12 protein-coding genes are annotated in these 12,489 nt (G+C 51.0%); 4 read left to right on the plus strand and 8 right to left on the minus strand.

Annotated features, from left to right (window positions below; translation table 11 throughout):
• Both IQ260_RS18170 and IQ260_RS18175 read left to right on the plus strand, forming a co-directional pair.
• Positions 1 to 697 (plus strand): hypothetical protein (locus IQ260_RS18170; protein WP_193994520.1); only part of this gene is annotated, 697 nt, incomplete at its 5' end.
• Positions 698 to 1,015: 318 nt separating this feature from the next.
• A complete protein-coding gene (locus IQ260_RS18175) occupies positions 1,016 to 1,243 on the plus strand; it encodes a pentapeptide repeat-containing protein (protein WP_322744993.1) in 228 nt (75 codons plus the stop codon).
• A gap of 75 nt (positions 1,244 to 1,318) precedes the next feature.
• Here the strand turns inward: IQ260_RS18175 and IQ260_RS18180 are convergent, their stop codons facing one another.
• The 3 genes from IQ260_RS18180 to IQ260_RS18190 are packed head-to-tail and all read right to left on the minus strand — an operon-like array spanning position 1,319 to position 3,250.
• A complete protein-coding gene (locus IQ260_RS18180; protein ID WP_193994521.1) occupies positions 1,319 to 2,152 on the minus strand; it encodes a sulfurtransferase in 834 nt (277 codons plus the stop codon).
• Complete coding sequence (locus tag IQ260_RS18185) at positions 2,139 to 2,582, minus strand: DUF6220 domain-containing protein (RefSeq protein WP_193994522.1); 444 nt, start codon at positions 2,580 to 2,582, stop codon at positions 2,139 to 2,141. The genes IQ260_RS18180 and IQ260_RS18185 overlap by 14 nt, the downstream gene beginning before the upstream one ends.
• Positions 2,579 to 3,250 carry a DJ-1/PfpI family protein gene (locus tag IQ260_RS18190; RefSeq protein WP_193994523.1) on the minus strand — a complete coding sequence of 224 codons (672 nt, stop codon included), beginning with the start codon at positions 3,248 to 3,250 and terminating at the stop codon, positions 2,579 to 2,581. Before IQ260_RS18190 ends, IQ260_RS18185 begins: the two co-directional genes overlap by 4 nt.
• Positions 3,251 to 3,420: 170 nt before the next feature.
• Here IQ260_RS18190 and IQ260_RS18195 point away from each other — a divergent pair, with 170 nt between their 5' ends.
• Entirely contained in the window at positions 3,421 to 4,152 is a 732-nt protein-coding gene (locus IQ260_RS18195; protein WP_193994524.1) for a LuxR C-terminal-related transcriptional regulator, read from the plus strand.
• Between the two features lie 77 nt (positions 4,153 to 4,229).
• On the opposite strand, the gene tatC is transcribed toward IQ260_RS18195, so the two are convergent.
• From tatC to IQ260_RS18210, 3 genes are all read right to left on the minus strand, one after another.
• The gene (gene tatC / locus IQ260_RS18200; protein WP_193994525.1) at positions 4,230 to 4,994 is read right to left on the minus strand and encodes a twin-arginine translocase subunit TatC; all 765 of its coding nucleotides are present in this window, start codon (positions 4,992 to 4,994) and stop codon (positions 4,230 to 4,232) included.
• A gap of 102 nt (positions 4,995 to 5,096) precedes the next feature.
• A complete protein-coding gene (locus IQ260_RS18205; protein WP_193994526.1) occupies positions 5,097 to 6,392 on the minus strand; it encodes a helix-turn-helix domain-containing protein in 1,296 nt (431 codons plus the stop codon).
• A 212-nt stretch (positions 6,393 to 6,604) separates the two neighbouring features.
• A complete protein-coding gene (locus IQ260_RS18210) occupies positions 6,605 to 8,782 on the minus strand; it encodes a lytic transglycosylase domain-containing protein (RefSeq protein WP_193994527.1) in 2,178 nt (725 codons plus the stop codon).
• 198 nt (positions 8,783 to 8,980) lie between these two features.
• Between IQ260_RS18210 and IQ260_RS18215 the strand changes: the two genes are divergently transcribed.
• A complete protein-coding gene (locus IQ260_RS18215; RefSeq protein WP_193994528.1) occupies positions 8,981 to 10,456 on the plus strand; it encodes a leucyl aminopeptidase in 1,476 nt (491 codons plus the stop codon).
• Between the two features lie 79 nt (positions 10,457 to 10,535).
• Here IQ260_RS18215 and IQ260_RS18220 read toward each other — a convergent pair whose 3' ends face one another.
• Complete coding sequence (locus tag IQ260_RS18220) at positions 10,536 to 10,790, minus strand: hypothetical protein (RefSeq protein ID WP_193994529.1); 255 nt, start codon at positions 10,788 to 10,790, stop codon at positions 10,536 to 10,538.
• A 249-nt stretch (positions 10,791 to 11,039) separates the two neighbouring features.
• A partial coding sequence (locus IQ260_RS18225; RefSeq protein ID WP_322744994.1) for an NAD-dependent malic enzyme occupies positions 11,040 to 12,489 on the minus strand: 1,450 nt, incomplete at its 5' end.

The following is a 12,489-nucleotide window of genomic DNA, read 5'->3' on the forward strand; positions in this document are numbered from 1 at the left end:
CTATGATTTCTTTAATATAATTAATAATAAAATAAGTGGCATTTTCCAGAGTAATGAACATTCAAATATCTTAAATAGAGAAGAAAGACTTTTACTCCTAAGATTAATTTCTCTAGGAGGCATTTTACCACTTATAATCTTTGAATGTGCTCTGACAAATAATACTAAAACTAATATAGAATCCTACCCTCCTTTTCTTATAAGAGCCTTAAATATTATTTTTGAGACTGCAGCTCGCGCAATGGATGTATCCATCGCGCATCCAGAAAAATCGATTGGTCAGATAGAAGAAGTAGATGAATTTAGGACCTTTTTCGGACAAGCAATTAAAGATATGTACATTGCTCATGCAGTTATTTGGGCATCCAAGGGGAAAAATCCTGACACTACTTTAGGATTAAATCAAGATTCTATCTTTGGTATTGTTCCTTCTCTCCTAAAAGTATTTCTCGCATACCATGGTCAAGCTCAATTGCTAGGACTGAGAAGAAAAATATGCCTTGATGATTTTTCTTCCGAGAATAAAATTGTTGCCGATTTGATAACTGAGAAATATTTAATGCTTCGCTCCCGTATAGAGACATTTGCAGATTCCAAGAGAGCTGCTAATCGCTCACGCTTAGACAAGGTCGATGAAGATATCCAGATCGCTATAAAATTCATTAATATTGGTCAGCAAGTTTTTGATTTTATTTAGTCAAGAAAAGATTAAGATATCGCCTTACATTAATTTAACCACTTGTGCAAGTTCTATAGAATCTCCTCCCACCCAATGAAGACCGTATTTCTTTCCTAAGGAACATTCTAGGGCTTAAAAAGTAATGAGACCGGAAGTTCAGAGGGCTCTGGGGTAGATTGAGCTTCCCTCTGGCAGCCTGACATATCGATGCTAAACCCTAGTTCTTTCGTGGTCTTCGGATTTTGTAGGCCTCTCAGGTCAAAGCTTTCAGCTTCCGAACCTGCATTTTCTATACCAATGAGCTTAACAACAGCAGAATAGGGATTTGAGATACTTGTGTCAGGCAGTCAGGGTGCGGATCTTAGGGGTGCAGACCTTAATGATGCTTTCATGTTCGATGCCAACCTCAGTGATGCTAACCTCAGCGGTGCCAAAGTCGGAGGGCGAGGGGGGCTTGATGTAGCCAAGCTATGCCGCACAACTCTGCCAGAATCCTTTTTGCTCCAAGTCTTAAACAACAATCGTGACTGCGAAAAGTTAAATATCGAAAATCACACCCGTTAGTTATTCAACTTGTCAGTAGACATATGATGGTGCAATTTAACTATGGTTACCTCCTTACCTGCATGGGCTAAGCCGCTATTCAATCGAGACATTAGGTAACCGGCTCCATTCATTCCAAGAGCCGTCGTAGTTCTGGACTTTAGGGTAGCCCAATAGATACTTCAGCACGTACCAGATAAAGCCTGAACGTGCTCCAACAGCACAATAGGGAATAACTCTTTTATCTTTGGTGATGCCCTGCTGAGCGTAGAGGCTATGAAGCGCTTCTGCTGACTTGAACGTACCATCATTGTTTAGGGCCAGCGTATGCTCAAGATGCACAGCACTTGGAATATGGCCTGCGAGTTCGTTACCCTCGGGCGGCTTTTCCATAAAAATTTCCCCCCTATATTCCGCTGATGTCCGCACGTCGAGGATGACTGTGTCTGACCGGTGAAGCAGGTTTTGGACTTCTGCGGTGAGGATTCGATAGTTGAGATCGCTAGAGGCAGGCGCTGTATATTGAACAGGCTCAAAGTTTGATAGCGCTGACGTCATCGGACGACCCTCCACCATCCACTTTTGGTGTCCACCGTTGAGCACATATACGTTGTCGTGTCCAAACCGTTTTAGCAGCCAGAAAATAGTTGCGCTCGTCGCTAGATTACTGCCATAGGCGACTACGGTGGTCTCAGGAGTAATCCCAGACCTAGATAGCAGGGCGGAGAGTGCCCCAGCATCTAAGTTCATACTCATATCAGGCGTCATCAAATCTGAGGGGATGCTCCAGAAAACGGCTCCTGGGATGTGGGCGTTCTCACAGGCTTCTCGACTCATATCAACTTCAACGATGCGCACAGAGGAACCGTTCAAATGCGCCGCTAACCATTGGGTCTCTATCAAGCTGTCTGGGTGACTATAGCTCATCATTCTTCTTCTCCGCGTGGCCCATCACAAATGACATTGCTCGATGAACCAGTGTTGTAGATGTCGTAAACAAGGTAAATCCGGTGAGCGGATGCAGGACGCCTAACGGCAGTGGCTGCTGAATATGCGCTGTCGCAAATTGCAAGAGCAGCAGAATCACTATCGCTTTCGTTAGTGTTTGAACCCGCTTTGGGAAAGGCGTTACCAAAACCCCCATCAGGAGTAGCACGGCCATACCCCCATAGCCGCGAACAAGCCAGACATGAACCTGCCACCAGCTTGCATCTGAAAAGACGGCGAGACCAACGGTTAGGAGCTGAGCAACTAAGCAAAGGTTGAATAGAATAGCCATTGCTAAGAAGCCTACTTGTCCCCAGCTTTTCCCGTCATCGGCTGCGATAGACAATCCTTCAGAAGGGTGATGCGTCGTCATAGCGTGGTACCCATTGTCTGAGCCATGTACTGCATCGCTTTTTCTACCAGCGCAGGCCCAGCTTTTTCGGGCGAGCCCACATCGTACGGCGGGGCCGGATCGTATTCCATCAAAAGCTGGCTGATTTTGGCAACATCTGCACCATAGAGAGCTTCCGCAACCGCTAGCCCAAAGTCAATTCCGGCGGTAACGCCACCGCCGGTCATCCGATTGCGATCTACGACCACGCGCTCCGTGCCGACTTCAACGCCCAACTTGGCTAGCAGTGGACGTGCGGCCCAGTGCGTAGCAGCGCGATAACCTTCGAGTAGCCCTGCCTTTGCAAGAAACTCAGAGCCGCCGCAAACAGAGGTTACGAACTTCGCTTTTTCGCCCTGCGACGCTAGAAAATCAAGCACTTCGGCGTCATCTATAATGGCGCTCTGTCCGCGACCACCGCCGATACAGATGACATCGACAGGTGGACAATCTGCAAAAGTAGTATCTGGCACAATCACCATGCCATCGTCTCCCGTAACAGGCGCTAGCGTTTTCCAAACGCGGTGAATTTCAACGTTGGGCAATCCAGCAAATACTGTTTGAGGGCCAACTATGTCCAGGGTGGTCATACCGGGGTATATGACAATGCCGATGACGTAATGTGGCCAGTCAGTTTGTAGTTCAGTCATTTTTTTCTCCAAATTAGAGAGGCTTGAACGATGCCAGTGAGCATCTATGCCATCTACGATAGAGAGAGGCTCGGATAACGCCTAGACCACGTTCGGGTAGTCTTTTTTCGGATAGTTTTTTGGGGTACTTTTTTAAAGTGCACTCATTTGCTGTAAGCATAAGAAGCCAGATGAAAAGCCAGTTGCAGAGACTGTTTCAAGCGATTAACCAAACGGCGGACGAAGATGAGTTGCGATCGCAAGTTGCGCCAAAAATTGGAGAACACTTCTCAGCAACTCGCTCAGGCATCTTCTTCTTCGACCGCATCGCCGCAGAGCGCAACCTAAACCCCACTCTTAAAAAGGCGGTAGACACCGTCCTTTCGACTGAACGCAACCCAATTGCTCGTTATCTGGCCGAGCAACACGCCCCAGTTCATGAAAGCCTTGTAACCTCACCCAAAGCTTGGCAAATCATCTGCCCTCGCCCAGATCACTGGCATGTGATGGCCGGCCCGGTCGTTACCAAGGGACAGCTAGTCGGCGTGTTGGGATGCACTCGAGAGAGGTCTCAGCCTGCATTTAACAACCAAGATCTAGCCGACGCGAGTGCGATGTGTCTGCACTTATCGGTATGGGCAGCGACTGTGCGTATCCAACAATCTCCCCAACAATCTTCCAGTTTCGCAACAAACTTGGCTAACAGTGATACAACGCCGCTATCAGCACGCCTTACCGCTCGCGAGCGTCAGATAGCAGAACTGGTATCTTTAGGGAAGAAAAATGCAGAAGTCGGTGCTGAACTTTGGATCACTGAGAACTCTGTCAAGCAAGCCCTAAAAAAAATATTCCGCAAGCTTGAAGTTTCTTCTCGTACCGAAATGGCTACACAGCTTTTAGCCGAAAGACAACTAAAACAGTAGTATCCAATTAAACGTCGTCTTGCGTATGCTGCGGACTCGCTGACCGATTCAGCCCCAGTCGTTCATTTTGCCCTGCACTATTTTCCAATAGCTTTGACCACCAGGATGCCGCCAAAGTACAAAAACAAGACAGCCCCTGCCAGCAGGCTTTGAGTGATGGGGTCAGTAGACGGCGTGAGCACCGCCCCCAGCACCACGGCACCCAGTAAAACCGAACGCCAGCCTTTGAGCATCGTCTCAGAGTTCACAATGCCCAGTAGCCCTAGCATGAACTGAATAACCGGAATCTGAAAAGCTAAGCCAGTGCTAAATAGCAGCAGTAGCACAAACTCAAAGTAGCGGTCAATGGACCACAGCTGTTCAACGACGCCCTCGCCGTAGTTAATAAAGAAATTTAGAGCAGCGGGAATGAGCGCAATATAGGCAAAAAAGATGCCTACCACAAAGAGAACGCTCGAACCCAGGACAATTGGACCCACTAGCCGCCGCTCTCGTCGGGTGAGGCCGGGTAAAACGAACAGAGCAATCTGATAAATGATAAAGGGGCTGGCCACTAAAATGCCGCTGTAACCGGCCACCTTGATGGAAACAAAGAAATACTCACCGGGGGAAAGCTGTAGAAACTTTGCTCCCTGGGCCGGAATCTCAAGGATTGAAACGATGCGGTTAACGAAACAAAAACAGCCAATCACCCCCACCAGAACGCCTAGCAGAGAATAGAAAATACGCATCCGTAGCTCTTCGAGATGGTCGAAGAGGGACATTTCTATCTCATCGGGCAGTTCGTTGAGGTAATCATCGACCTGCTCAGTGGACTCTACCGTCTCTAAGTTGGACGTCATGGGCTGCGGTGCCGACTTGTGTATAGATATATTTTGTATTGTATCGCTGTGATTGGCCTATGGGCGTCCAAATCCGATGCAACCATACAGGGCGTCAGCCAGCTATTCAGCCGCAGGGCTCGGCGCAGTAAAAGTCAAAAACTCGGCTCCCCCCGGATTGCCAGCTGGGACAGGTTCACTACCATTGGCTGAAACCATGGCAGCTCCGGCATTGCCAACGTTAATAGAGATCGATTCCTGACCTTCCCAAAGTTCTTCGGCTCCAGGATCCAGCAGCCCCTCAAAAACCACCTCACCGTCAACAGTCACGCTCATCCAAGAGGGACCAGCTTCAGTGATTTCCACCTGTAGATTGACCGGAGCGTCGCTCACGGCAGGCTCGGGCTCGGGAGCTGGTGGAGGGGCCTGGACGACCTCAGTTTGGGGAGCAGCGGCCTCGGTAGGCTCGGTGGGTTGGTCAGAGCTGCCACCGAATAGTCTAGGACCGAGCAGTGCGATCGCACCCACTAGCACTGCGGCACCAATGCCCCAAGGCAACCAGTTGACGTTAGAGTCAGAACCACTTGCAAGACTTTCCCCTACGGGAGCCCGTGCCATGGGAGTATCGCCTGCCGGAGGAGACGCAGAAACCGGATCGGCCAGAGGCGCGGCCTGTCCCAAGGGGGCGCTTTGTTTAGAGCGACTACTAGAGCCGGTGCTGCCATTCCCCAGGTTGCTGAGCCCTGCGTCAGCCAGTTCCCGGTTGCTCATGGGGGCAGGATCCTCCAGGGTGAGATTCTTGGTAGGCTCCGGGCTCTGGGCCTCTGGGGAAGGGGGCGGCGATATCTTTTCAGCGGTAGGCTCTGGTGGTGCAGTCTTGATCGATGCAGTCTCTGCAGTCTTGATTGATGCAGTTTCTGGTGGTGCAGTCTCTGATGGAGTAACCACACTACTGCCCACAGGGGGGGAGCTAGTAGTAGTAGAGCTAAGACGAGGCTCACTCTGCAGCGGTAGGGCTCCTACAGGCGGCTTTGATTGGACGGGGGTTGGCTTCTGTGCCGTAGGCTTCGCCTGGACCGGTGCTTTTTGGTCGGCTGTTTGATAGGACATGTCTATCTTAGTTGCCGGTCGAGGCACAGGCCGTGGCGTATCTGGAATAGAGTGGACCGGAAATTGTTTAGCAAAATTGGCCCCGTCTAAGCCCAATGCATCGGCATAGCGACGGATAAAACCCTGAACAAAGATTGGCTGAGGTAAATCGGACGTGTCACCGGTTTCCACGGATTTTAACAACTTAGCCCGAATATAGGTCTGTAGGGAGATGTCTTCTAAAGACTTTCCCTGTTCCTGACGCTTTTCTTGCAGGTAAGCGCCCATTTGACTCAGTTGCTGCTTTTGAACGGTGCTGTAGCTAGTCACGTTACTCTGCTGGTTGTGTTTTGGAGATGAGCGATTCAAGCATTAACAGGTTACAAAAATTGCATAGCCTGTATCAATATGGGTTCCCCGATTGGTCCGTCTACGTGTATCCTCGGCGTTTACCTGCCATTGTAGAGTTAACCGTTCGAATCGCATAGGGCTGTCATACGGATCTAACGGATCTAACCTATGGGGTCCGGTTAGACGTATTGCTATTGGACGGCTTGGGTTGTGTATTGGGCGACTTGGCGATTGATGGCCGGGTTATAGAGCCGTAGATAGTTCCAATAGCCACCAAAGACGGCCTCCACATAGCCGTGGGTCTCAGGAAATGGAATGTTCTGGGCAAATACATCTGGATCACCGTATCCCTTGGCAATCCAGTCGGCTACATTACCAGGCCCCGCATTATAGCTGGCGACGGCAAACATGGAATTGTTGCTATATTCCCGGTGAGTGTAGTCCAGATACCAGGTACCTAGTTTGATATTTTCGTTAGGGTTTTCTAGCTTGGCGTCGATATTGTCATTACTTTCTCCGATTTGGGTCAAAACCCAGTCGGCGGTGCTGGGGATGACTTGCATTAGCCCAATGGCATCTGCAACAGAGCGAATTTTGGGCTCAAATCGGGATTCTTGACGCATGAGGGCAGTGACCAGGAGCGGGTTGAGCTGACGCTCTTGGGACCAGGCTTGAATTAGGTCAAAAAATGGAAAGGGGTAAACGGTTTGCCAGTAGGTAGCGGTTGTTTTGAGCTGCTGATATTCGGCTTTTTCGGTCGCTTTATCCCGCCAGGCCAGGCTGGTGAGCATAAAGATGCCGTCGAGGTTGTCCCCCACACCGACGCGCATGACACCATCGGTAAATTGTTCTGCCACTGACGGGTCTTGAGCATTGCTAAATTCGGTCTGCCAGAGGCTCCAAGCTTCTGTATCTTGGCCCAGGCGGTACAGCAGCTGCAGGGTGTCAGAACCTGCCGGCAGGGAGTCGCGCTGTTGGGGCAGCCGCAGCTCCGGTGCTAGATAACGCACACTCTCAAAGTTTCCCACCTCCCATCCCAGCATGACGGCTGAGCGCCAGGCAAAATAAGACTCAGGATATTGGGCGACGGTGCGTTCATAGGCTGGCCGGCCGGCCTGTCCCTGTTGCTCAGACCATTTTCCAGACCAGAAGCTGGCTTCGGCGGCCAGTTCGCTTTGGGGGGTGGCGGCTACGAGGTCTTCTGCCAGCTGGCGAGCCGTGGCTAGGTCATTGGCCTTGGCGGCTTTATGGGCTCGGCTCAGCCGCAGTTCGGCGGCGGCTTCAGAGTCACTATATTGACTGAGGACTGAGGTGCGGGCGTCTTTGGCAGAGGTGGGACTTTTGAGGTTTTCTAGGATATTGGCTTTTTTGAGCAGAGCCTCACCGGCACGGTCTGGGAAAGTTTTGATGGCTTGATCCAGGGCGGCTAGGGCGGCTTTGTCTGGCAGAGAGTCGGCTAGTTTAATCAGCCCGAGACCGGTCTCAGGAGCACTGGGATAGGTTTGGGCAAGTTTTTGGTAGGCTGCGATCGCAGCCACCTTTTTCCGCGCAATCTGGGCTCCGCGCGCTGTCCGATAGAGACTGGTAGGGGATGTGGGCGCCTGAGCATAGGCCTCAGAGGCTTTGCCATATTGCAGATTTTCCCAATAGCCAAAACCCACGGTTTGCCATTGCTCAGGCGTTAGCTCCTGGCCATACTCCTGAGTTAGCCGATCTAGACTGGCCTCATAGTCATCATGATAGAGACCATGGGCCGCCACCAGTAGGAGCAGCTCTTTGGATGTGCCCGTTTTTAACTTTTCCATCGCCACCTCTACCGCCCTTGGATGGCTCGGGTGTTTGGTTACCAGCTCCTGCCACTGCGCTGGGTCCTGTTTACCGAGTTCGTAGCGAGCTTCCGCAGTGGCGCTATGGGTGTCATAGTTTGCTAGCAGCTCATTCCAACTGGTGGGAGCTTCACCTGCTAAGACTTGAGCCTGTCCCCGCCTTAAAAGTACATAGGGGGCAAGCACATCTGCACCATTGCTTGGGTCCTGATTATCCAGGACAGTTAGGGCCTCATTGGCGTTGCCTTGAGCGAGTAAATCCGTTGCCAACAGGTAACTGGCCAGATACGTGTCCTGACTCTTCTGATCGGTGGCGATCATCTGTCGCAACATGTCAGTGCGTGTCTCCGGTGGCTGTAGTGCCAGTCGGAAGACCGTTGAATCTGTCTGTTGCGGTTGGGATTGACCAGATGGAGCGGTCGGTAATACCTGCTTGGCCACTTGGCTAAAAAACACGATCAGCCCCAAACTGGCCAGACTGATTCCCCCCAAAAGCAGCAATGGTAACTGGGCTTTACCTAGTTCTATGAGACGTTTTCCCATGGTGGATCAGCTAAATCAGTGGTGTAAAAACGATACAGAAAAGACGAGGATGCGCTACCGTGCTGTCAAAGCAGACAAAACCCGCTGTGTTCTATGCCAAAAACTATGAACATAATAGAGGGCCATATATGATATTCAGTCAATACGAAGACGCCGAAATCATTAGATACTAAGACGGGAATTAGCACTGAGATGGGAATGAAGTTCGTAGCATCAGACAAGTCTTGTTTAACGTGGTCGGGAGATTGCCTTGTTATTGGTTTATCTGAAGAATCACTCCCCCTGACGGGACTGCTGGCTGATTTAAATGAGAGGGTGTCTGGACTACTGCAAGAACTCATCGACGAGACAGACTTTAAGGCTAAGGCTGGCAGTTCTGCTGTGATCCGAGTCGGTGGTCAGGTGCGTAAGCTGGCTATTGTCGGGTTAGGAGCAGCCGAAGAACTTAAGCTAGAAGGTCTACGTCGGGCGGCTGCGATCGCAGCTAAACTCGCCAAAAGCGAAAAGTGTGCCTCCTTAGGCATCAGTTTCCCCATTTGGAATAACAGTCCGGAACGCACCACTCAAACCATTGCTGAGGGCATCACCCTGGCATTGCACGAAGACAAACGCTTTAAGTCTGATGCAGAAACCCCAAAAGTAGCGCTCACCGATGTGGCCCTACTGGACTTACCAGGATACGATGACGCGTTAGCAACAGCCTCCCATGTTTGTGATGGCGTTATCTTAGCGCGTGAACTCGTGGCAGCACCGCCTAACGTGGTCACCCCGGACGCCCTAGCTAAAACGGCTGAGACCATGGCCACTGATTATGGTCTTACCCTCAAGGTACTAGAGCAGGCAGAGTGTGAAGAGCTCGGCATGGGGGCCTACCTCGGTGTGGCCATGGCATCGGAAATGCCTCCTAAATTTATCCATCTCACCTACACACCAAAGACAACTCCAAAACGCAAGTTGGCGCTGATTGGCAAAGGTCTCACCTTTGATTCGGGCGGGCTCAATATCAAGGCCGGTGCAGGCAGCATGATCGAGCTGATGAAGATGGATATGGGGGGCGCTGCCGCCGTGCTGGGAGCGGCCAAAGCCATTGCCCAAATCAAACCTGATGTGGAAGTGCATTTTATTAGTGCCGCCACCGAAAATATGATCAGCGGTCACGCAATGCACCCAGGGGATATTTTGACCGCCTCCAATGGGAAAACCATTGAGGTTAACAATACCGATGCGGAAGGTCGGCTTACCCTGGCTGATGCCCTAGTCTATGCTGACAAGCTAGGCGTAGATGCCATCGTGGACTTGGCCACCCTGACGGGGGCTTGCATTGTGGCCCTAGGGACCGATTTAGCTGGCCTATTTAGTCCTGATGATGAGTTAGCTGGAAACTTGGCCAAAGCTGCAGACTCTGCCGGCGAAAAACTGTGGCGGATGCCCATGGAGGACAAATACTTTGACGGGCTAAAGTCGATTGTGGCGGATATGAAAAACACAGGCCCCCGCCCCGGTGGTTCCATTACGGCGGCTCTATTTCTCAAGCAGTTTGTCAAAGATACGGCCTGGGCTCATTTAGATATTGCCGGGCCGGTATGGAGTGAAAAAGACAATGCGTACAACAATCCTGGAGCAACGGGATATGGTGTACGCACACTGGTGCAATGGATTTTGGAGAGCGCCTAGTTAGGAGCGGTACAAGAGGCGTTGCATGCGTAGAGGCGTTGCATGTAACGCCTCTACTACAAAACCCTTAATTAATGAATTAACTGGCTCGAATGTTAACTCGCTGGCTACGGTTAGTAACGGAGATTTGAGTCAGCGGCTGATGATTGACCTGGTCAAAGTGGGGGATGAGAGCAGGCTGCTGCTCGAGTTGCTCTTCGCACACCATTTCCTGACGACAGCTGGGGCAATACCAAAACACCTTACTGTTGCTGATGTGACGCAGGAGCGTGTCTTGGCACAGGCTGCACGTAGCGCTGTCATTTGATAGTGAAATATTAAAACGGTTTTTCATAGGTCGTCGTATCGTATCGATACGTCACTGACTATCCCTACGATGCCCAGGGTTTAGAAAAATTGCTGTAACTTTGCACATATTTGTACAAAATTTAAAGAATGTGTGTTTCATAACATTGCAGTTAAGATTAACCTCGACAGGTCTTAACTGGCTAGCCAGCCATATCGTGTTTGAGAGGTGCAATACGGCTGGCATCTATGGGCTGGCCTAAACCGAATCCAGTTTCAGCCCAATCATTTACAAAGCCTAGTTTCTCGCCACGCCCGCATCGCGAGCGGCCTGTTTAACGGCAGCGGCAACGGCTGTAGCCACACGCTGATCAAAGACCGAGGGCACAATATTGTTAGGTCGCAGCTCACTGTTGGGGATGAGGGTGGCGATCGCATGGGCCGCATGGAGAAACATACTGGTGGTAATCGCCTCAGCCCGACAGTCAATCGCGCCGCGCAGCAACCCCGGAAACGCCAGCACATTATTAATCTGGTTGGCGTAATCGCTACGTCCGGTAGCCATTACGGCCACAATGCCGTCTAGCAATTCAGGCTGGATTTCGGGCACCGGGTTGGCCATGGCAAAAACAATCGGGTCCTGGGCCATAGCTTTCACCATGTCTACGGTGACCACGCCGGGGGCACTCACCCCCATAAACACGTCTGCACCCACCATGGCATCGGCCAGGGTGCCGCTTTGGTCGACAACAAATTCTTGCTTGCGGGGATTGAGGTCGGTGCGATCGCGACTAATAATCCCCTTCGAGTCGCACACCGTAATGTGATTGACCCCTGCTTTCTTAAACAATCGTCCCATGGCCAGTCCGGCGGCTCCCGCCCCGTTGATCACCAGTTTAATCTCGCCCATCTGGGGTTCTTTGCCGACGACTTTGAGCGCATTGACCAAGGCCGCCAGACTAACAATGGCTGTCCCATGCTGATCGTCATGAAAAATCGGAATATCCAGTTCTTGCTGCAGCCGCGCCTCAATTTCAAAGCAGCGAGGCGCACTAATATCCTCCAGATTTATGCCCCCAAATACGGGAGCAATGCGCTTAACCGTTTCTACAATTTCATCGGTGTCCTGGGTGTCTAGACAAATGGGAAAGCCGTCTAAGCCCGCAAATTCTTTGAATAGCATGGCTTTACCCTCCATGACGGGCAGAGCACCTTCCGGCCCTAAATTGCCCAGCCCCAGTACGGCACTGCCATCGGTGACAATCGCCACCGTATTCGATTTAATTGTCAGGTCGTAAACCCGTTCTGGATGTTTGGCAATTTCAGAACACACCCGTCCGACGCCAGGGGTATAGGCCATGGCCAGATCTTCCTGACTGCGTACGGGTGCTTTGCAGACCATATGGATTTTGCCCCCCTCGTGCAGTTTGAAGGTGCGATCGTGGATCTCGACGACTTCAATCGCGTCTAGGGCATACACCGCATTGACAATTTCCTCAGCATGTTCAGCACTAGCGGCATCAACACTGACATCTCGGGTAACATTTTCTCGACACCGCTCAACGACATCAATATCCCCCAAATTTCCCCCAGCTTCAGCAATGGCCTGGGTCACCTTTGCCAACATCCCTGTCTGGTTGGGCACATGCATGCGGATGGTTAAACTGTAGCTAGGGTTCGGCGTCAAACTGACCATTGGCAAAAACCTCGGATAGTGAGGAATGGATATGTAGTAAAAAATGTTAAGC

Source organism: Leptolyngbya cf. ectocarpi LEGE 11479, from assembly GCF_015207065.1.
Lineage (GTDB): Bacteria > Cyanobacteriota > Cyanobacteriia > Phormidesmidales > Phormidesmidaceae > Leptothoe > Leptothoe ectocarpi.